Annotated in this window: 15 protein-coding genes; 7 read left to right on the forward strand and 8 right to left on the reverse strand. The window is 38.4% G+C overall.

Annotated features, from left to right (window positions below; genetic code table 11):
- Positions 1-325: 325 nt before the first annotated feature.
- Positions 326-1,018, forward strand: coding sequence for a YdcF family protein (locus tag CAL6303_RS06130; protein ID WP_015196983.1), 693 nt, complete (start codon positions 326-328; stop codon positions 1,016-1,018).
- 105 nt (positions 1,019-1,123) lie between these two features.
- On the opposite strand, the gene recJ is transcribed toward CAL6303_RS06130, so the two are convergent.
- The 4 genes from recJ to CAL6303_RS06150 form a co-directional block, all read right to left on the reverse strand.
- Positions 1,124-3,499, reverse strand: a complete 2,376-nt coding sequence (gene recJ / locus CAL6303_RS06135) for a single-stranded-DNA-specific exonuclease RecJ (RefSeq protein ID WP_015196984.1) — start codon at positions 3,497-3,499, stop codon at positions 1,124-1,126.
- A gap of 66 nt (positions 3,500-3,565) precedes the next feature.
- The gene (locus tag CAL6303_RS06140) at positions 3,566-4,576 is read right to left on the reverse strand and encodes a sucrase ferredoxin (RefSeq protein ID WP_015196985.1); all 1,011 of its coding nucleotides are present in this window, start codon (positions 4,574-4,576) and stop codon (positions 3,566-3,568) included.
- Positions 4,577-5,944: 1,368 nt separating this feature from the next.
- Positions 5,945-7,093: a hypothetical protein gene (locus CAL6303_RS06145; protein WP_144051008.1), complete on the reverse strand. Its 1,149-nt coding sequence runs from the start codon at positions 7,091-7,093 to the stop codon at positions 5,945-5,947.
- A 178-nt stretch (positions 7,094-7,271) separates the two neighbouring features.
- Positions 7,272-7,952 (reverse strand): HAD family hydrolase, encoded by a 681-nt coding sequence (locus tag CAL6303_RS06150; protein WP_015196987.1) that lies wholly within the window; start codon positions 7,950-7,952, stop codon positions 7,272-7,274.
- A gap of 147 nt (positions 7,953-8,099) precedes the next feature.
- On the opposite strand from CAL6303_RS06150, the gene CAL6303_RS06155 reads away from it, so the two are divergent.
- A complete protein-coding gene (locus tag CAL6303_RS06155; RefSeq protein ID WP_015196988.1) occupies positions 8,100-8,885 on the forward strand; it encodes a glucosamine-6-phosphate deaminase in 786 nt (261 codons plus the stop codon).
- A gap of 26 nt (positions 8,886-8,911) precedes the next feature.
- Here CAL6303_RS06155 and CAL6303_RS06160 read toward each other — a convergent pair whose 3' ends face one another.
- Positions 8,912-9,796, reverse strand: a complete 885-nt coding sequence (locus CAL6303_RS06160; protein WP_015196989.1) for a hypothetical protein — start codon at positions 9,794-9,796, stop codon at positions 8,912-8,914.
- Between the two features lie 519 nt (positions 9,797-10,315).
- Between CAL6303_RS06160 and CAL6303_RS06165 the strand changes: the two genes are divergently transcribed.
- Positions 10,316-11,194, forward strand: coding sequence for a histidine kinase (locus CAL6303_RS06165; RefSeq protein ID WP_015196990.1), 879 nt, complete (start codon positions 10,316-10,318; stop codon positions 11,192-11,194).
- 6 nt (positions 11,195-11,200) lie between these two features.
- Here CAL6303_RS06165 and CAL6303_RS06170 read toward each other — a convergent pair whose 3' ends face one another.
- Positions 11,201-12,040: a pentapeptide repeat-containing protein gene (locus CAL6303_RS06170; protein ID WP_015196991.1), complete on the reverse strand. Its 840-nt coding sequence runs from the start codon at positions 12,038-12,040 to the stop codon at positions 11,201-11,203.
- A 1,148-nt stretch (positions 12,041-13,188) separates the two neighbouring features.
- On the opposite strand from CAL6303_RS06170, the gene CAL6303_RS06175 reads away from it, so the two are divergent.
- Complete coding sequence (locus CAL6303_RS06175; protein ID WP_015196992.1) at positions 13,189-13,512, forward strand: hypothetical protein; 324 nt, start codon at positions 13,189-13,191, stop codon at positions 13,510-13,512.
- 15 nt (positions 13,513-13,527) lie between these two features.
- Here CAL6303_RS06175 and CAL6303_RS06180 read toward each other — a convergent pair whose 3' ends face one another.
- Both CAL6303_RS06180 and CAL6303_RS06185 read right to left on the reverse strand, forming a co-directional pair.
- Positions 13,528-14,484, reverse strand: a complete 957-nt coding sequence (locus tag CAL6303_RS06180; protein ID WP_015196993.1) for a lysophospholipid acyltransferase family protein — start codon at positions 14,482-14,484, stop codon at positions 13,528-13,530.
- Positions 14,485-14,754: 270 nt separating this feature from the next.
- Positions 14,755-15,993, reverse strand: coding sequence for an NAD(P)/FAD-dependent oxidoreductase (locus CAL6303_RS06185; protein WP_015196994.1), 1,239 nt, complete (start codon positions 15,991-15,993; stop codon positions 14,755-14,757).
- A gap of 422 nt (positions 15,994-16,415) precedes the next feature.
- Between CAL6303_RS06185 and psaD the strand changes: the two genes are divergently transcribed.
- The 3 genes from psaD to CAL6303_RS06200 all read left to right on the forward strand — a co-directional run bounded on the left by psaD (position 16,416) and on the right by CAL6303_RS06200 (position 21,289).
- On the forward strand, positions 16,416-16,838 hold the full coding sequence (gene psaD, locus CAL6303_RS06190) for a photosystem I reaction center subunit II (RefSeq protein ID WP_015196995.1): 423 nt from the start codon (positions 16,416-16,418) through the stop codon (positions 16,836-16,838).
- Positions 16,839-16,908: 70 nt separating this feature from the next.
- Positions 16,909-18,438 carry an anthranilate synthase component I gene (gene trpE, locus CAL6303_RS06195; protein ID WP_015196996.1) on the forward strand — a complete coding sequence of 510 codons (1,530 nt, stop codon included), beginning with the start codon at positions 16,909-16,911 and terminating at the stop codon, positions 18,436-18,438.
- Between the two features lie 331 nt (positions 18,439-18,769).
- Complete coding sequence (locus CAL6303_RS06200; RefSeq protein ID WP_015196997.1) at positions 18,770-21,289, forward strand: CHAT domain-containing protein; 2,520 nt, start codon at positions 18,770-18,772, stop codon at positions 21,287-21,289.
- Positions 21,290-21,313 lie beyond the last annotated feature (24 nt).

Consider the following 21,313-nt stretch of genomic DNA (forward strand, 5'->3'; position numbering starts at 1 on the left):
ATCAGCTGGAATTTTAGTGTTGTTGACAGTTTAGCAATCAGCTTTCGAGAAAACCCGAAACTTATAAGTCTTTATATTTGTCTCAGCTATTCTTAACCGAAAAAATTTATTCAGAACTGTGTTGTAAAAATTGTGTTACTTCTACAACATTTTTCTCTTAGATGCCGATTTTGATCATGATTAGGTAGTGGTCAAGCAAGACAGAGAAACTCAGTGTCTTCCCGCACCCAAACCGACGTATTTTATATAAGATAGCACTTAAATAAGTTATCCGCATGACTACTCAAAGTTAGCATAATTAATTTTGATCAGCTATTTCTGACATATGAAACGCAAAATAAACCAAGGGTTGCTAACTACGAGGCTGAAAAGTCTACAGATAAAGTGGGGATTATTAAAGAGAATTCGACAGGGATTGTGTCTTCTCCTATGTGCATGGTTATTATTTAACGTTATAACTTTAATTTCGGCATCTTCCAAGTCTACAAGTGCTTTCTTTGTTATGGGTGGTAGTATCCAGCGGGAGGTGCATGTTGCACAACTGGCAAAACAATACCCGGATATTCCAATTCTGATTTCTAAGGGTTCCCAGGATCCTTGTATTGTGAATATTTTTCAGGAGAAAGGTGTTAATCTGCAAAATACTTGGTTGGAAAGATGCGCTAATTCAACATTTGAAAACTTTTATTACAGTTTGCCGATTTTGCAGAGTTGGGGTGTGCATAAAGTTAAATTGATTACTTCTCCAACCCATTTACCCCGTGCTTTGTGGATGGGACAAATTATTCTCGGTGCCCATGGAATTTGGGTTGAACCAGAAATCGTTAAGGAACGAGGTATTCCCGGTAATTATGAGTCTTGGTTCAAAACTGGGTTGGATTTAGGGCGTAGTTTTGTTTGGGCAGGGTTGAGTTATTTTATACAGCCAAAGTGTTCTGATGTCGGGAGTTTGGCAGACGTGGATATGACAGTTTGGCAGAGGCAGAAGTTTCGCTGTGAATACAGACCGAAGGGGTGAGTATGGAAAAAATTCTGACAGATGTAACTGGTTTCAAAGCTGTCCCTCTCCGTTTCAGAGTTACGATGTACACACAACTAAGATAGTCGCTACAATCTTGTACTTTTATGTAGTACTGAATCTAAGATCCAGGATAGTTTTAGTAGCAAAAGATTGAATTGTAGTTAAGGGAACTTCAGCAAAGTATTGTTGTTGGAATTGCTGTTCTTTGACTGCGGCTAAAAATTGCTTGACTAGTGGTTTGGCTAATTCTGATTCTGTGGTTGATGTTTGATTAAATACTAAAAAACGGTCTTGATTGGTGACTGTAAAACCTAGATGTTTTAATGCTTGTAAGCCGATAAATAATGCTTGGTCGCCGATACCGAGTTTTGTGAGGATTTGTACACGGGTGACTAATGTATTTGTGCGACTGAGGTATTTACTTAACCCAACGAGGGTGTACCAAATAGCTTCTGGGGTTTGGGGTTGGGGTTTTGACCAAGCCAGGGATAGAGGTTTGTGTGTATAATGCGATTCTCCAGAGGAAACGCTACGCGAACGCATAATCCATATTCTGAGTTCTCCCCAACTTGTGGGACAGGTTTCGATTCTCAATTCTGAGTCTTGGTGACTGGGTTGTGGCTGTTTGCGATCGCTTAAATTACGCAAGTCAAGGATGGTGGTCATATTTGAATTGCTAAATGTGGAGTTTTCCGCAGCACGAACGGCAACTAAACGGATTTCATAACGTTTTTTAAAGCTGTTGTAGTCTAATTCGGCGATACAATCACAATATCCTACTGGTAGGTCGTCTTTGTAGTGTCCCCACCACACTCCGGGAAAGGGGTTTTTAGTAGATTGATCGCGGATATCAAATTCGGCTTTGATATATTGAATTTTTTTCCCTGCTGAATCCTGTTGGTTACGATGCCAGGTATTTTCAAACCAGCAGTTTTTAATTAGTAATTTGGGAACTGGATTTCCCATACCACAAGGTTCCAGTAATTTCATTTCTAGAAATAATTCTTTACCTAAATCGGCAACTGTCACCACCAAGTCTGCTTGGACTGTGGGAACTAAGTCAACACCCGCTAATGTTTGCCGTAACCGCTGATTCACAGCTTGGGCAAAGATGGGGATGTTCTCAACTGGTAAACTTAATCCAGCGGCGAATGGATGTCCACCGAATCGGTGTAATAGATGCGCTTGATCTTTGACTAGTTGGTACAAATCCACCGAGTTGATGGAGCGGGCAGAACCACGGGCGAGGATGGCAGCATCAGAATTATTCTGTTCTGTACTTAATAAAATTGTTGGTCTACCTGTTTCTTGGGCAACTTGACCTGCTACTAATCCTAATACACCGGGCGACCATTGGGAATCTTCTAAAACAATTACACTGGTGGTGGATAAATCTAGTTGTGATAGCTTTTGGTTAACTTGTTGGGCAATGTCTTTCTGTAAAGATTTGCGACGGGAATTTGCTAGTTCAGTTATCTCAGCTAATTCTTGCACGCGATCGCATTCTCGGCTCGTAAGCAATTCTACACAAAAACTAGCATCTCCTTGAATCCGACTTACCGCATTAATTCGCGGTCCTAATCCAAAGGATATATCAGTTGGTCGATCACCACTACGCTGGCATAATTCTAAAAGTCTTCCTACACCAGGACGACGACGTTTTTCTGGAGGTTGTTTGTAGTCGTTTTGCAGACGATTGATACCTTGTTGCGCTAAATATCGACAATCACCACTCAGTTGTACCAAGTCGGCAATTAAACCGATTGCCACTAAATCTAATAATTCTTCTAGGGGTTGCTGAGGAATATCTGGCAAACTTTGATACAAGGCTTCAACTAACTTATAGGCAACACCGACACCCGAAAGATGGTGGAGGGAATGTTCTTTGGGGAAATAGCGCGGGTTAATAATTGCCGCAACAGCAGGGCGTTGTGATGGTAAGGTGTGATGGTCGGTAACTATGACATCTATACCCAATTCTTGAGCATAAATTATTTCCTCAACATTCGTACTGCCAGTATCACAAGTGACAATTAACTTACATCCCTGGACTGCTAACCTTTCAATTCCTGGTATATTCAAGCCGTGAGATTCATACAAACGGTTGGGAATGTAGTAATTTAACTGAGTTTTTTGTGTAAAAAATTGCCCCAATCCATCCCACAACACCGCAGTAGAGGTAATGCCATCAGCATCAAAATCGCCCCAAATTGTCACCTTTTCATGGTTATTTCTAGCTTGTTGCAACCTGTGGATGGCTAGTTGCATTTCCTCCCCAAACTCATATGAATTCGATGGTTGATAAACTTGGGGATTAATAAAAGCAGCTAGTTGATTCTCTTCCCTAATTCCTCGTTGCCAAAATAATTGTGCAGCAAATTTACCATCAGAATTTGGTGTATATTTCTTCACCAACTGCTGAAAATATTCTGGTGGTTGTGTGGTTGTGACTAAATTCCACTGCTGTTGTTCTGGCATGGGATTTTAGATTAGGAATACAATTAGATAATATAATACACCTGTTCTATGGTAATTGGGAATAGATTAAGCAATTTTAGATTTTACAGCTTGGTGTTCGATAATTTTTGCTGCAAACACGGGTTCAGAGACCGGATATAATTTAGCGATCGCATACTGACTAGAAGATGATTTTTTGGTTGTATTGCACGAACTTTGTAATTCTACAGTTTTAGCATCGTCTTTCACTAATTGTGCTTGGTGGCAATACATTGAACCATCTGGTTTTTCAAATGTAAGTTCGGCTAATATATGATTTTTATCTGCACTGACTTCGATGATTCTCCCAGCCACTTTATACTGGAACCAATCCCAGCCATAATAGGAGATTAATTCTCGTTCCAAAATTTGAATTTCGTTGGGTAAAATTCCCCAACCCCGATATACCTGATTCAGACAGCTAACATCACCAGTCCGAGTCAAAATTGATTGAAAACTATCAATATCTAACCTACCGTAATATCTTCCCTCTGGTAAATCCATACAAGTTGGGGCAAATCTGTGTCCACCAAAATGAGTTGTTCTCCAAATCCGAATATCATCTAATTTCAACTCTGAAATTAATTGATTTCCATGAAAATACAAAGGATTTCCATATCGCGCACAGCAACGATCATGACTACCATGGGAACAAATTAAAATATCTCGACTCTTTGATGCTTCTACTGCAAAATTAGGTATTCCACCCCACAACCATTTTCTAATTGTTGGTGCTACTTGCTCAATATTTGACAAACTGAATTCTTGCTTACAATAACCGCTACCTAAACCTTCTTTGCGCTGATAAATCAAAAGTGTAGTTCGATTACTCTTGTGAGTAATATCATTGGCAATCAATAAAAACTTAATTGGCAATCTTGCCTGTTTCGCTTCTTCCACCAAAAGCTTTAAATTACTCGGCACCCATTTAGAATTAAAGGCTTCTGACATCCAAGGTTGTGGACATTCAACTAAAATATATGTTTGGTTATTAGTTGCAGTACCAATAATTTCTTCTCCAACTTCCCGCGAATTATCCGAACAAAAGAATGTATCCATGTCATTAAACTAGATTTATATAACTCTTAAAAAGACTTTAAATGTATAAAATATACCAAAGATTCTCCATATTTTAATTTAGCTAAAACGTTTTTAGTATAGAGACTATGTTTTTATAATATTCTTCCCAAATTTCTTTAATCCTGATGATGTCATGATTTTATGATTTTTCGTCATAATTGATTTTTTATATATCTATCTTGAGAGAGAGTTTTAGAGATTTTATCAAAACAATTATGATCAACTGTTACTCTCGAACTACGTATGCTATCTTAGATTTTGATATAGCCATATACATAACTAATTAGTAGTATAGAGATTATTGGGTAAGTGCTGTTGGGTTGGGTTCAAAACTTTCACAAGGCAGGCTGAAAATACCTTTATATAAGCATAACTACTTGATATTAAATCAGCCATCTAAGAGGTTATTTGAAAAGTGTTTAACTGTCATCTTAGGCAGTTATAGATCCCCCCTACCTTCAAAAAGGGGGAACTAGAATCAAAGTCCCCCAATTTATCGGAGGAATTAGGAGGATACAGAACACTTTGATGCCAAGAGTAAGACTTTTCAAACATCTCCTAACTAAATCTTTGATAGCTACGGAATACATACCCTCAAATCCTGACCAGTACTCACTCCCCACAACGATAATTTTTTACACCCACCTACTTACCTTTTATCTACCTGTGAGAAGCTAGTTGTCGATAGATGCATCCGATTCCAATTGAGTAGTATCTTCGCCTAAATTCAGTCCTGGTATATGAAGGCAGAAGGAAAAATTGTTTATCTGTAAGACTTTCAACCAAAATAAATGGTTAGTTTCCTTACAAAGTTTGACGGGACGGAAAGCGACACCAGCAACTTTGCGCTATTTACACCGAAGTATACTAGCTAATTTATTATTATTTCGACTTTAGCCTAAATTGAAAATAAATGCAAGTATTTAACAATAAAAATATAGCCTTTAATATTGTAAATACAAAAAAAGCTTGTTTTATAGGTATTTCAAGCGATATTCTCCTTTGCATCTTCATACGCAAGCTAAAACTCTATAACCACTATAGAGAATTATTATCAATAGGTTAAATCATGTTTTTAACACCCTAAGGGTAAAGTCGTATCAGTGAGTATACTGGCGGCTAAACCTTTAGAATGAAGCTATTTACCTAAAAATAGCTTTAATATTGGTAAACACTTTGTAAGAAGACTTTGAGTTGAATTTACATTTCGTTACATAGTTTATTTTATTTATACTTACCTAATTATCTTTAGAATAATTCTATATTTCAATGTCAACAAGGTTTATTTAAAAATTTGATAGATGCATCTTAACATTAGTCATTAACAGCTATGTAGCCAGATAAAAGTTAATTTTTTTTCTCCTTAATTACTTCACTTTCTATCTTTTCTAACTGGAACGTGGTTGTATCTGCTGCATTAACAGAAACATCAGGAGAAGATGAAAAAATATCCACTGTTTCTAGATTTGATGCTGATGAAGATGACTGATTTTTATTGCTAAGAATATCTGAGGAAGAAGTGGGAACATAATCAGAAAAACCTAGCTTACTTTTAGAATAATTATCTCCTTGCTTTCTCTGATTTTTCCAAGTTTCAATATGTTGACTTGCTTGTTTGTAGAGGGGTCTTTCTTTTCCGATTAAGCTAGCTTCATTAATTGCCATTTCTAAAGAAAAGTCATCTTTTTTACTTGCTAGTTTTTTCGCTTCTGCTAGATATAAAATGTCTTCGCTCATAGCAATCTTAGTTTCTAAATCCTTAATAAATGCGCGTGCATCTTGATAATGTGCATCAGAAATAACCATACTTGCCTCCATTAATGCATTTCGCATATCATTGATTTTTCCAGAACGGGCAAGATTACGAGCTTTTTTAAGTTGATTCGAGTCTTCTTTCTCCTGTTCTGTAGCGACTATATTGACATCATCTGAGTTTTCTTTATCTTTTTTAATAGCAACTTTTTCCCTAGATTCTGGCTTTTCTGCTGCTTCTTTAATTCCTTGGATATGATGCAATAGTTGTTGATATTTGGTACTTGACCAATATTCGTTCTTAATAACTTTAAGTTCTTTAGCTTTAGTTATTGCTGCATACCAGTTTTTGGATTCATCTTCCTTCATAATGGCTTCAGCAGTTTTATAGATATCTTCTGCTTCCGACCAAATGGATTGCCACTCTTTAATTTTATCTGGCACTTGCTGGTCTATTTTTACATTATCTGGAAGTTCCTCAACTAATTCAATAGCTTTAGTTAAGTCTCCCTGTTGAAAAGCCTCTTCACTTAATCCGATTAATGCTTGTGACCATTGTGTCATTAATCTATCGCTATTAGAGCGCAATGGATTACTTTTAGGAATTCCATGAATGAGTTGAATTGCGCGTATTAATTTCTCCGGATTATGCTCATCAACAGAGGAAATTGCACAATAGATTCGTGCTGATGCGGTATTTGTGGATTCGGATTCTGAATGGCAATTGGATTGTGGTAATTGCATCAGTAGGACTAAGGCACTACTAGTCAATCCTGTGGTAATGATCAGAGTTCCCAGAATCCAATGCCACCATCTATTTGGTCGAAAAGACTGAATATTCATCGCTATATGGGTTGACGCTTTAGTTGTAAAGTTAGTCTTCCCATTTTGGGAGGAAATCTATCTCAGTGCTGAGGACTAATTAAGTATTATCAGTCACTAGATTATCCGCCATCTCGCTGGTTAAGAATCCCCAAAACTCCAAGTCAGTGAAATCAGAAATTGCCATAAATGCACCTAAATGCAGTAGTTTTTGAGGTTCATGGGTGGAGGCTACCCCAATTGTACGTAAATCAGCACCTGTAGCCGAACGTATTCCAGAGGGTGAATCTTCCAGCGCGATCGCATTCTCAATTTTAACCCCCAAACGCTGTAGGGCGACCTGGTAAGGTGTGGGGTCGGGTTTAGCTGCTGCTTCGTCTTCTGCTAAAATAACTAAATCAAATGTATCCTCAAGTCCCAATAGTTCCAGCATAAAACAAGTATTTGCACGGGGTGCATTAGTTACCAAGGCAATTTTCAATTTGTGCTGACGACTCCAAGCGATTACCTCACTCAACCCTTCAATTGGCTGTAATTCCAATGCCATTTCCCGAAACATTGCTTCTTTTTCTTCCGCAAAATCCTCAGCTTGTTGTAGTGATAGCTGTGGCAAAATATCAGCAAGAATTTCTGGGTTCAAACCTCCACTAATGCGGGATTTGTAAAAAGCTTCATCAATATCTATTCCGTATCGACTCAGCATCTTCTGCCAAGCAAGAAAGTGAATAGGATCAGTGTTGACGAGGGTACCATCTAAGTCAAACAGAATTGCTGTTAGCATTGGGCAGAGGTTATATGAATAATTGTTAAGCTGATGACATTAGTTTACATTTTTTTGGATATTTTCAGTTGTAGGATACCTTCAATAACAGTTTCATTTCCTGATACACAACTATAATGGTTCTGCTGCTTGACAAGAAGAATTTAGATGCCAGCTGCAAAACAAAATTTCCGAATTGATGATCTTTGGGTAAATGTTTACGATTCAGATGCTGAATTAGCCAAGGATGCTGCTGCTATCGCATCTGAGTATTTGAGTGATGTGATCAAACAACAGGGGATGGCTAGGGTATTATTAGCCACAGGAAACTCACAGCTTAAATTCTTGGATGCATTGATTAGCTTAGGTAATTTGGATTGGTCAAAAATTACTTGTTTCCATTTAGATGAGTATTTAGGTATATCTGGAGAGCATCCAGGAAGTTTTCGGCGATATTTGCGCGAAAAAGTCGAAAAAAGAGTGAATCCGGATAAATTTCACTATATTGAAGGGGATACTTTAGAACCTTTGGCGGAATGCGTTCGCTATTCTCAACTATTGCAGCTAAAATCGATAGACCTATGTCTATTGGGTATTGGTGATAATGGACATTTAGCTTTCAATGATCCAGCAGTGGCTAATTTCCAGGATACCCATTATGTAAAATTGGTGAAACTAGATGAAATCAACCGTCAACAGCAATTAAATTCTGGAGATTTTACTAGTTTAGAAAATGTTCCTCAATATGCCTTTACTGTTACTATTCCTATGATTTGCCAAGCTAAGAAAATTATATGTTTGGCACCAGGTAAACGCAAAGCTGAAATTATTCAACAGATGCTACAAGGTGCAATTACTTCAAATTGTCCAGCTTCAATTCTTAGAAATACAGCACAGACAACATTATTTCTCGATGCTGATTCTAGTAGTTTATCCAGGTTTACAGAAAATTAAAAATAATTCCCTAGAGACCCGATGGTTCACTTCACATTAACCCAAAAATCAGCAATATCTACCTTTCCACCTCGATTAAATTGTAACCACAGCTTATAGGTTCCTGGTTGAGGAAAACTTGTTGAAAACTGAATTTTATCTTTGGGAGAATCCTTGATTGCGTGAGCGTGAATATAATCATTTTGACTCAAAGGTGATGAACTCTTTACTATTAATAAATGTCCTTTTTCCCCTAGATATGGTTGTAAATCTTTAACTAACTGTTTTTTTGCCACTGATTGTAAATCAAAATTCAATTTTAGATCTTTACCAGACTTTAAATTAGTTTCCAATAAATTTGAAGTGATTTTTGTGTCACCTACAATTTTAATATTACTGAATTTTTCTAAATCTTTGGGTATAGGAACTTCACCAGGAATTGTGATTTTCTGTACCGCAACCTGTTCATTCTGTCCCGCTGGTTTGTAGTCACTAAAAAGTGTATAGTTTCCTGGTGCTGAAAAGTTTGGGCTAATTTCAAACCTACCATTTTCTTTGTAAACTGGATGAACATGCTGGAAAAATCGTAAATCATCACTGACCATAATTAGATGCATTTGCTTCTCTTGAACAGTATCAAACTTATCAATACTTTTCCCTGCTTTATCCTGAATATCAATCACAATTGGTACAGCTTGAGTTGATGTAATTTTCTCAGGAACTGTCAATTTTGATTTAGTTGCAACTGAGGTTGTGTGGTTTTTATCATGTTGTTGATGTGGTTGAGAAATATTTTTAGCTTCACTCACTTGTGAGTGAGATGTTCCATGTTCAGAAGTATGATTTGATTTACTGGAAGATGAACAGCTTTGAATGATGAGCAAAATTGTGAGTGCGCTGATTTTAGTTATGTAAGATGATTTTGTATTCATTTTCTCTGGTGCATGAAGGAAGTTAACTCAGAAGTCGGCAAGGATAAAGCTTATTTATTGCCTTTTTATCTATTTTGTAGTCTGTCAAGATAAAAATGATGATTGCTAAAATTAAGTAGGGTGTGTTACGGCTGTCTCAGGATTTGGATATGTGACCCGATGATATGTAGCCGTTACGCGTTGCTTTAATACACCCGAAAAATTTAAGGTTTACTTTATAAATTATCTCTAAGACTATGGAAGTAAAAGATGTTGATATTTTTCTTTCCCGAATGTTTATTTTATGACCTGACATCAGCAATTGAAATTATTTATTTATAACCAAATGTATCGGATTTAACAAGATTTTATTCGCAATTTAGAGCAGAATTTAGAAATAAAAGTGTCTTTGCTATCAGAGTGTTGCAAGAAATAAATGGATTTGTTGTATGTCGTAGGCTTTACGCAATGACAATTGGCACTTTTTTATTTGGAATACTCTAATCAAAACTGCTTTGTTCTTGCCGAAAAATTAAACAGATGGATAATCTCAGCAAACTAAATCTGACTCCCGACTCAAATTTAGGAAACTTACCTTTGTGGGAAGTTAATATTGAGTATAACTATATAGGGAAACAGTTAATTAAGATATTTGAGCAAAATTCCCTAATTCCAGGAGTAATGATCACTCGAAATCACCATTACCAAGGAATGATATCTCGGCGAATATTTTTTGAATTCATGAGTCGTCCTTATAGTTTAGGCTTATTTTTAGAGCGAGATATTGAAAGTTTGTACAATATTCTCAAGCCAAAAGTTTTGACGCTAACGGAAGAAGTCTTAATAGTTGATGCTATACCAATAATTTTAGCGAGAGATTCGCAACAAATTTATGAGCCTATTGTCATTAAATCTACATTTGACACTATAGCGGGAGACTCAGAAAAAATTGCTGAATCTGTTATGATTAAATCTACAACAGATAATTATCGTATTGTCGATGTCCATCAATTATTATTAGCTTACTCACAAATTCAAATATCCACTCTATTTCAACTCAAAAAGCTCAAAGAAGAATCTCAAATTGTCAAAAACAACTTACAGTCTCTTCTTCAAGTAGAGGAAGTAAATACGAAAAATGGAATTGGAGGTAATGAAACTCAAGATATTAATAATTCGGCAAATTTATTACTTGGTAATGTCATTCATGTGAATAGATATGTTCATGAATTATTAAAATTAATTAGTCTTTACCAAGAATTTTATCCAGAACCGCCTGTAGAAATTCGACAAGTAATGAATCAAATTAATGTAGAATATATCAGTGCTGAAATGCCTAAAATGTTGAGTTTAGTCAAAAATAGTGCTAGGCAAATTCAGCAATTTGCGCGAGTTTTGAAGGATAAGGTTTTGGGTTAGGATTAACTATTCATGAATTGAACCATCAGGCATAATAGCACCGCTGAGGTTAGCACCAATCAGTTTAACCAATAAGCGATCGCCTGAACGAACCCGCGCCCCAGTTAGGTCTGCACCTCGTAAATCAGCACCACTCAAATCGGCACCAATTAGGTTTGCAGAACGTAAATTAGCCTCACGCATATCCGACAGTAGCAAGTTGGCACGGAAGAGGTTTGCTTCAGATAAATTTGCACCCCGCAAAATAGCTTTGTGCATAAATGTATCACTGAGGTTGGCTTTGCTCAAATTAGCGTAACTGAGATTTCGACCTGATAAATCTTTATTGCTGAGATTTGCTTGGCTAAAGTCCTTGCCACTTAAATCGCTAGGTTTTGCAGGTTCTGCTCTCTGCTCCATGTAAGATTCTGAACGTGGTTCCACACGCGGTTCCGAACGTGGTGGTTCCCTACGTGGTTCTGTGCGTGGTGGTTCCGAACGTGGTGGTTCCCTACGTGGTTCTGTGCGTGGTGGTTCTGAACGTGGTGGTTCCCTACGTGGTTCTGTGCGTGAATATTCTGTACGCGATCCTGATGACCTTTGGGACGTGCTGGTTTTAGCTTGGTAGGTAGACGATTTGGGAGAGACACTTTTTTGGTATTTAGCTTTAAGCGATCGCAGTTTTTCCCGCGCTTCATTCAAGTCTTGCAGCTTTTTTACTGCTTTTTCTCTTAAGCGTTCATTTTCTTGGGGAATACGATCTGGATGCCATACAAACGCCAAATCTTTGTAAGCCTGATTAACCTCATCAAGGCTTGCTCCAGGCTCCAATTCCAATACTCGGTAATAGCGCTCCAACTCTGTCATAAGGCTCTTAATTTCCAATCAACCTAAATTATGAGTGATCTAGTCCTATTCGGATTACTTCTTTGGGAAATCTTTCTACTCTGATCCAGGTTTGACTAAAAATCAAGAGCTTTTCGTATTATTTGACTCCATCCCCCAGAAATACTTCACTTTTTTGCTTATGGGAAGCTTATGGTACGTAAGTCGTTGGCTTTAGTCTTTCCTGGGAATATAGCTAAAGTCAACCGGAGGTCATCACCAGAACTAACTATAGATTTACATAATGTACGGTTTACAACCAAGCTGATGACTTTCAGGATACCGTAGGTTAACCAGTCAGATTTCTGAAGATTCTCACCTATTGTTAATGATAAACCTTAATCAGACCTTGTTGACACTCCTCCATCTAAAGGTACGAGGATTCTTGCTTCTCAGGGATTCCAATGAATTTACTCACCCTACGGGAAGCAAGGCTACAGAAGCATCTTGAGTCCTCGAACTAGAACTACTTGAGCAGCTGCAACATCCCTATCGGTTGTATAACCGCAATTTGAACAAATATGAGTAGGTTGTGAAAGTTCTTTCTTGCCCAACATTGCGCGAGATAGCCTAAGCAATCACAGGCGAATTAACCCGTTTACTATTTAACCTGTTCCCTTTCATTTCTGGGAAAACAAAAAAAAGCGAACTTCTGATCTAAGAAATTCGCTAGTGTTAACTGAGGGAAAATTTAAAAGCATTTATTGGGCATGAAGATCTACAGATGACAAAAGGTAGGCTATTACACCATCTTTTTGTAAGTCAAAGTAAATTTACTTGCATCCAAGTCTACATAAATTTACCCAATTCCCCCAATGCTGACATTTTGCATGTATAACCACAAGTTATTACCTACAAACTTCACCAAAAAAACATCTATATAAAGCAGCTTTTAGTAAAGCTATATTTCTTTTTTAGAAAATTATTTATATTGTTGAACAATATATACTAGGACTATTAAAAAATAAGTAACGAGTAATGAGTACGTTTTGTAACGGGTATTTTATAAGGCAGCTTTGCGGGGTCATCCGACGGAAGCAAACGTGCCCCCACTTAACTTTGTAAGACAGCAGCCTGTAAAGACAGGGGAATTAAACCCCAGACTTTGTTAATTTTATTGAATTTTATCTATGTTAATAGTTGTAGTTACTTTTAATATGTTGCTATCGTTCGTACTGTTATATCTAGCTTGGCGAATATTATTGTTGAAGCAAAAAATAACTAATATCAACAATATTTTGGTGATAGCTGAACGCAACACATCTGCTGTACTTCGTATTGCCCCTAGCTTCATTATGATTCGTCAACAAAATATTGCTAACTTACGACAAGTTAATCAAATGCTGGAATTGCAAATATACCAAATTCGACAGCTTTTTGGTCTATTCGTTCTTGCGTTACAAGTTTGGCAAAATATTCAACGTAATTTTCGCTTCCAAGTGTTGGCAAAATAAATAATAAACAATCAACTACCAAAAAAGATGGTTTAAAAAACGGCGGAATGGTTTCATTCCTAAAGCTTCAGAGTAATTTTGTGGTAGTATATTCACCATCGCATCCTGAATCTGTTGAAGAACATCATCAACCTGTTGTGATTTAGGTCTGTTGGATTGGGAAACTACTAAAGGTTCACCAAAGCGGATGGTTATTTGCTTACGGAAGTAAAGATCGTGGGTACCCACGAGTGCAACAGGTAGAATAGGAACTCCTGAACGAATAGCGTAGATAGCTGCACCACGTTTTAGGGGTAATAGCTTACCTTCTGTCTTACCTAGTTTTCCTTCGGGAAATAGCAAGATTGCCTCACCACGATTCAGTGTAGCTTGAATTACTCGGTCAAGTCTCCGCATTCCTTCAATTGAGTTACCTTTGGGAACATGTGCTGTGATTTCTGCTGCCAAATCAGCTAAGTCTGTGCGTCCATTTTTAGCCGCTTCAACCACTGCAACTTCCTCTTTCCAAATCCGTTCTAAGGGAATTACACCTTTAGCTAACTTCAAAATCTGACGTTTCCAAGAAGTATTATAAAGTGTGCGAGCATCACCCAAGATATTTAAGAAGGGATTGCTGGGTAATTCGGAAAGGAGAAAAAACGGATCGAGATGGTTGAGATGGTTAGCAACAACAATTACAGGTGTGTTGGGAACCCTTTCTGGAAATTCAACTTTGATGCGGAATAAACTATGAATTAAAGTGCGAATTATTCCACGTCGAATCCCACCACTAATTTTACTGCTGCTAGCTCCATCTACTTCCGCTGCCAAAGATAATAACGCTGTATTAATCATTTCATTAGTTTGGCGATCGCGTGCGAAACCAACTCCTTCTTTTGCGCGTTTAATGGTTGCTTCTTCGATATATGGAAAAGATAGAGGTTGAGATTGCTCTGTTTGGGGAAGTGGGCGATACTGTAATGAGGAAGTCATCGATAATACTACGATTGGGACGCAACCTGAGCTTTAGAAATAATCTTTTAGAGCAGTAGCAGGTATGTATTTAAACTAACTTACCCCCTCATTTTCTAAGTTAGTGAGTTTGGCAGTTTCTTCTGATGTGCCAAATTAGTTATTTCTAAAACCCGACAAATCCCATATTTGCGTCAAATCCTATTGCGAAAGACACGAATCACGGTAGACAGTTGGCTGAAGTGTCACAAATCAAATCAGTTATTAGTTAGCAGTTATCAACTTTATTCCCTATTCACTGTTCCCTGTTCCCATAGCTGAACCTGCTAGATATGATGTTGTCCAAGCGCTTTGAAAATTAAATCCACCCGTGACTCCATCGATATCAAGGACTTCCCCAGCGAAATATAAACCGGGAGTTACCCGACTTTCCATGGTTTTAAAATTTACCTCCTTCAGGTTTACCCCTCCACAGGTGACGAATTCATCCTTAAATACTCCTTTTCCATGAATCGAGTATTGTCCTTGATTGATATCTTGTATTAAGTGATTTAAGACTTTACTAGATAATTCAGCCCAGCGAGTGTCTAATGTGACTCCAGCACGAAAAACTAAATATTGCCAGAGACGATGAGGTAAATCTATCCCGCGATGTAATGCGATCGCTTTTCTGGGAAAATCAACTTTTGCCGTTAATAATTTTTGTCTAACTTCTTCTTGTTTCAGGTGCGGTGTCAAATTAACTGTTAAATTTGCTTGATAGTGCTTTTCGTGTAACATTCTCGCCGCCCAAGCTGAAAGTTTCAAGACAGCTGGACCACTCAAACCCCAATGTGTAATTAATAATGCTCCATTTTGTTCTAGTTGGGGATAACCCGGAATAGTTAAACGCAGATTTGCTGGATTTACACTTACTCCAGCAAGCTCTCGCAGCTTTTCGTCTGGAACGTTGAAAGTAAACAAAGAGGGAACAGGCTGTGTAATTTTATGCCCTAGTTCCTGGGCAATCCGATAACCAACCGGATTACTACCCGTTGCTAAGAGAATGCGATCGCATCTCAGTTTCTCCCCTGATTTTAGCGTTACCTGAAACTGGGAAGGATTTTCACTCACAAGTTTGACACCAATTACCACTGCTCCTGTAACTAGTTCCACTCCCGTAGATTTAGCCGTCTTCAACAAACAATTGACAATGGTTTCCGAATCATCAGTAATAGGAAACATCCTGCCATCAGCTTCGGTTTTTAATGGTACACCTCTCTCTGCAAACCAAGTTACAGTATCTTGAGGTTGAAAGCGAGAAAAAGCCCCCAGCAAAGCTTTTGCACCTCGCGGATAATGCTGAATTAGCTCTTTTGATTCAAAACAAGCATGGGTAACATTGCAACGTCCTCCCCCAGAAATCCGCACCTTTGCCAAAGGTTGCTGACTCGCTTCCAACAGTGTAACTTCCGCTTGGGGATTATTTTTCGCTGCTGATATAGCGCCGAAAAAACCAGCTGCCCCTCCCCCAATAACTATAATTTTCATAATCAATCCTTCGGTTTCCTCTTTCCACGACTGCACTTACTTCAACCGATTTCTCCACCCAGGCAGAAGGTAAAAATAACTATCCAGTAGGCAACGTGAAAGTATACTACATCTAGTTGAGAATAGTAACTATCGGATTTTGCCACGTTGTTTACGTTTCGTAATGTCAGTTGCATTTCCACCCTAATACCTGATATTCAAGCCCCTTGGTAGCTACTGTTGATTGCTATGCTGAGTTAGCCTAAAATCCAAGCAGCCCTGTGGTGTGGAGAATTTAGACAATATTCAGCCCTTTTGCATTTCCTCCCTCTCCCCTGCCTCTTTGCCAACTTCCATTAACTGTTACAGACTATAACGCGATCGCTATATTTGCCTGAAGACAATGTTACGATGCCGTAAAAACATTTGAGTGTAAGATCCTTATGGCAGAGAAACTTAAGGGAAAAGCGCCTTTGTTTGGTGGCGGCACAGGCGGCTTGCTAACAAAAGCTGAAGTTGAAGAAAAGTACGCGATCACCTGGACTAGTCCAAAGAAGCAAGTTTTTGAACTACCAACTGGTGGTGTTGCGACAATGAATGAAGGTGAAAACCTTCTTTATATCGCTCGTAAAGAGTACGGTATCTTCCTTGGTGGACAACAGCTACGGAAGATGAAAATCACAGATTATAAAATCTACCGCATTCTTCCCAACGGCGAAACAACCAAAATTCACCCTGCTGATGGCAATTTCCCCGAAAAAGTCACCGAAGGACGGCAGAAAGTTGGTGCTATTCCTCGTCGGATTGGTGAAAACCCTAGCGCTGCTAAAATTAAGTTTAGCGGTAAAAAGCCCTACGATGTATAGTTAGTTAAAAGTGCTGAGTGCTAAGTTGAGAGCAATCACTCAGAGCTTGGCATTCAGTACTTATTAGATTATGATTTTTCCCGATTTTTCCCAATTCTCCCAACTAGCAACACAAGGTAATTTTGTCCCGGTATATCAAGAATGGGTTGCCGATTTAGATACTCCGGTTTCGGCTTGGTATAAGGTATGTGCAGGTCAACCATACAGTTTTTTGCTAGAGTCGGTAGAGGGTGGCGAAAAAGTTGGACGCTATAGTTTGCTAGGTTGTAACCCTGTCTGGATTTTGGAAGCGCGGGGAGAACAAACTACCCAAAAGCATCGTGATACTTCAGAAGTGGTATTTACAGGAGATCCATTTGATGCTTTGGCAAAGTGTTTAGCACCCTATCATCCGGTTCATCTGCCGGAATTACCATCAGGAATTGGTGGGTTATTTGGGTTTTGGGGCTATGAACTAATTAAATGGATTGAACCACGGGTATCGATTCATCCTCAAGATGAGCGGAATATCCCAGATGGATTATGGATGCAAGTGGATCACTTGTTGGTGTTTGATCAAGTTAAGCGGAAAATTTGGGCTATAGCATACGCTGATTTGAGAAATGGGAATGTAAAACAAGCATATGATGCCGCGTGCGATCGCGTTTCCCAAATAGTCCAGAAGTTATCGTTACCCATACCACCAGAAAAAACCATTTTACCCTGGACTTCCCCAGAAAGAAGGAAGTTGTCACAAGCATCAGAAACAGCCGCATATCAAAGCAACTTCACCAAATCAGAATTTTGTAGCAGCGTTGAAAAGGCAAAGGAACACATCAAAGCCGGGGATATTTTCCAAGTAGTGGTTTCCCAACGTCTCACCACCGATTATACAGGTGATCCTTTCTCCCTATATCGTTCCCTGCGGCAAATCAACCCCTCACCCTACATGGCATACTTTAACTTCCAAGACTGGCAAATTATTGGTTCCAGTCCAGAAGTGATGGTAAAGGCAGAATGTGGGGATGGAGATGAGATAATTGCGACGGTACGTCCCATCGCTGGTACTCGTCGTCGAGGCAAAACTACCCAGGAAGATAACAATCTAGCTGAAGATTTATTACAAGATCCCAAAGAAATAGCCGAACATGTTATGTTGGTGGATCTGGGAAGAAACGACTTAGGGCGAGTTTGTGAAAGCGGCACAGTAAAAGTAGATGAATTGATGATAGTTGAGCGTTATTCCCACGTAATGCACATAGTTAGTAATGTGGTGGGAAAACTAGCCAAAAATAAAAATGCCTGGGATTTACTCAAAGCTTGTTTCCCCGCAGGAACAGTAAGTGGTGCGCCAAAAATTCGGGCAATGGAAATTATCAACGAATTAGAACCCAGCCGTCGCGGGGTATATTCGGGGGTATATGGATATTATGATTTTGAGGGACAATTGAATAGCGCGATCGCTATTCGCACCATGGTACTGCGAAATGGTCAAGTTAGTGTCCAAGCAGGTGCCGGATTAGTGGCAGATTCAGAACCGGAAAAGGAATATGAGGAGACACTCAACAAAGCACGAGGATTATTAGAAGCAATTCGCTGTTTAACTCCGGATTCCGAGTAAAAAGCTTATAGTTAACCTCTTTGGAGACTTAGAGTGTTCCAAAAAGGAAATGATCCAAAACCCCACCCTAACCCTCCGCGTTAGCGGAGAGGGAACAAGAAATTAGTTCCCCCTCCCCGCAAGCGGGGCAGGGGGTTAGGGGGTGGGGTTCCAGGGTGTGCTTTAGCATGGATGCGGTTCATAGGCACATTGTTCTCAAGATACCCTTTCTAACGTCCCGTTTTTACTCAACAACCTTCTTTAGTCCAAGTTACAATTTTTTGCGTATATTTTTTACTCTGTCCTTATTTTTAAGCAAAAATAGTGATTAGTAGCGTAGTAGTTGTAAGCAATGACACAAAGCAGCAGCGTAGAAACTTTGCTAGAGCAAGGATATGATTTACTCGATAGAGGGCAAGAACAAACAGCTTTAGAGATTTTCCAGCAAGCTGCGACACTGGAACCGCAAAACCACAGGGTATTATATGCTTTAGGGTTGGCTTTATATAGATTAGAGAGTTATCAAAATTCTATTGAGTATCTAACACAGGCATTAGAGATACAGCCAAGTTATATTTTGGCGCTAGCGCGTCGTGGTATGGCTTATACGAAATTAGATCAGGTTGAAGAAGCAAAAGCCGATTTCGAGAGAGCAATTCAAATTCAACCTATAAATCATGAAGATTATCTAGGGAGAGGTATTGCTTTTGATGAGTTGAAGCGATATGAAGAAGCTATTGCCGATTTCAACCAAGCATTGATACTCAAACCTGATGACTATAATACATATTTTAATCGAGGCTATGCTTTTAATAACTTAGAGCGATATGAAGAAGCGATCGCTGATTACAACCAAGCATTGATACTCAAACCCGATTATTATAATGCATATTTTAATCGAGGCATTACTTTTAGGAACTTAGAGCGATATGAAGAAGCGATCGCGGATTACAACCAAGCATTGATACTCAAACCTGATGACTATGATGCATATTTTAATCGAGGCTATGTTTTTGATGGGTTGAAGCGATATGAAGAAGCTATTGCTAATTACAACCAAGCATTGATACTCAAACCTGACTCCTACGAATACTTATCTAAAAGAGCTTGTGCATTAAATAACTTAAGACGATATGAGGAGGCAATTCTTGACTGCAATAAAGCATTAGCGATTAAAACAGATGACTTTTATGTCTATTACGTAAAAGCCTATTCTTACCACTGGCAGGGATGGCAACAACAATCTCCCTTTGATAATTGGCTTCAAGCAAAATTTGCTTATGAACAAGCATTAAAGTACCTAAACAAACCAGAACTGCGCCAAACTTACCTCAAAGTCCTTCAAGATTTAATTCAAGTTTGTCAATACGTAATGCCAGCAAATAAGGTTGAAGAATTATGGCGACGGGGAACTGACGTTTTAGAGGGATGGCTCAAAGAGAATGAATTATCACTAGGTAAAAAAATTCAACTGCGACGAGAATTTGCCCAGTTTAATCAAATTCGTGTCGATAGTTTAGCTCAATCAAATAGAGTTATAGAAGCACTACAATTAGCCGAACAGCGTAAAAATACTTGTTTAAATTGGTTGCGAGAAAAAACTTGGCGAGATGCAGAAACTTTGCCCTACTCGCGGATGCAGCAATTATTAAAACCTGGAACTGCTGTAATCTACTGGCATATTAGCGATGCTGCAATTACAACTTTTATTATTAAACATGGGCAACCACCCATAGTTTTCAAACCAGTTGTAATATCTCAATCATCTCAAATATTTCATCAGCAACCAGGAGAAAATTGCTTTTATCACAATACTCAACGACTAAAACGCTTTGAAAAATGGATGCGGGAGTGGAAGCAGGATTATCAAAATTATCGAGAGGGTAATTACACCAGCTTATCCAAAGAAGAATCTCCTTGGTGGTTGAATATGGAATATAGGTTGTTTAATCAACTTCGAGATATTCTTGAAATTAACCTGATCAACAGAGAGCATTTGAAAGATATTAACGAATTAATCTTGATTCCCCATCGAGATTTACATTTGCTACCGCTCGATTGTTTGTTCCCCCAAAAGTTTACTATTACCTATTTACCTAGTTTTCAAATCGGTTTAGATTTACAACTAAGTTCGGCTGAAAATAAAAATCAAGAAATATCCTTTTTAAATGTCGAAAATCCTCGAAAAGACTTGCCTTTTGCTACAATCGAATCAGTTGTCCTAGCTTCGTTATATCAGCAGTACCATCAAATAGATCTTCCTATTATCAAAGCAGAAGAAGTAATCCAATCTTTGAAGTTAAATACAGGATACTTTCACTTTACCGGACATGGCTATCACAAACCAGAACAACCGAGAGATTCCGCTTTAATGCTGGCAGAACCTGATAAATTAACTTTAGGAAATATCTTCGATGACGAAAATTTAAATTTTAATCAGTATCAACTCATTTGTTTATCTGCCTGCGAAACCGGTATCACCAGCAAAGATAATTTGCTTGATGAATATGTCGGTTTAGTAAGTGGATTTCTTGCCAAAGGTGCAAAATGTGTCCTGAGTACCCTTTGGACAGTTGATGAACGTTCTACCGCACTCCTAATGATTAAATTTTATCAACTGCTACAACAGGAAAAAACTCTTGCACAAGCATTAAAAGATTCTCAATACTGGTTATCTAATCTCACGTATGAGGAATTAGCCCAATGGTATCGAAATCTAGCGAAGCACATAAAAAATCCCCATTGTCAAGCCTATTTAGAAACTGAAGCTCTAATCATCGAACAAGATCAAAATAAAATAGAATCGATAGAGCCACTTTACAACCATCCCTATTATTGGGCAGGTTTTATTCTTACTGGTAATCCTAATTAAATACTAAACCTTGTCTATTTTGAG

The sequence above is a fragment of the Calothrix sp. PCC 6303 genome (genome assembly GCF_000317435.1).
Taxonomy (GTDB): Bacteria; Cyanobacteriota; Cyanobacteriia; order Cyanobacteriales; family Nostocaceae; genus PCC-6303.

Coding starts and splice junctions, on each gene's coding strand:
- psaD (WP_015196995.1), top strand. CDS start 16,416: ATGGCAGAGAAACTTAAGGGAAAAGCGCCTTTGTTTGGTGGCGGCACA.
- CAL6303_RS06200 (WP_015196997.1), top strand. CDS start 18,770: ATGACACAAAGCAGCAGCGTAGAAACTTTGCTAGAGCAAGGATATGAT.
- CAL6303_RS06180 (WP_015196993.1), bottom strand. CDS start 14,484: ATGACTTCCTCATTACAGTATCGCCCACTTCCCCAAACAGAGCAATCT.
- CAL6303_RS06165 (WP_015196990.1), top strand. CDS start 10,316: ATGGATAATCTCAGCAAACTAAATCTGACTCCCGACTCAAATTTAGGA.
- CAL6303_RS06175 (WP_015196992.1), top strand. CDS start 13,189: ATGTTAATAGTTGTAGTTACTTTTAATATGTTGCTATCGTTCGTACTG.
- trpE (WP_015196996.1), top strand. CDS start 16,909: ATGATTTTTCCCGATTTTTCCCAATTCTCCCAACTAGCAACACAAGGT.
- CAL6303_RS06170 (WP_015196991.1), bottom strand. CDS start 12,040: ATGACAGAGTTGGAGCGCTATTACCGAGTATTGGAATTGGAGCCTGGA.
- CAL6303_RS06185 (WP_015196994.1), bottom strand. CDS start 15,993: ATGAAAATTATAGTTATTGGGGGAGGGGCAGCTGGTTTTTTCGGCGCT.
- CAL6303_RS06160 (WP_015196989.1), bottom strand. CDS start 9,796: ATGAATACAAAATCATCTTACATAACTAAAATCAGCGCACTCACAATT.
- CAL6303_RS06155 (WP_015196988.1), top strand. CDS start 8,100: ATGCCAGCTGCAAAACAAAATTTCCGAATTGATGATCTTTGGGTAAAT.
- CAL6303_RS06130 (WP_015196983.1), top strand. CDS start 326: ATGAAACGCAAAATAAACCAAGGGTTGCTAACTACGAGGCTGAAAAGT.
- CAL6303_RS06150 (WP_015196987.1), bottom strand. CDS start 7,952: ATGCTAACAGCAATTCTGTTTGACTTAGATGGTACCCTCGTCAACACT.
- recJ (WP_015196984.1), bottom strand. CDS start 3,499: ATGCCAGAACAACAGCAGTGGAATTTAGTCACAACCACACAACCACCA.
- CAL6303_RS06140 (WP_015196985.1), bottom strand. CDS start 4,576: ATGGATACATTCTTTTGTTCGGATAATTCGCGGGAAGTTGGAGAAGAA.
- CAL6303_RS06145 (WP_144051008.1), bottom strand. CDS start 7,093: ATGCAATTACCACAATCCAATTGCCATTCAGAATCCGAATCCACAAAT.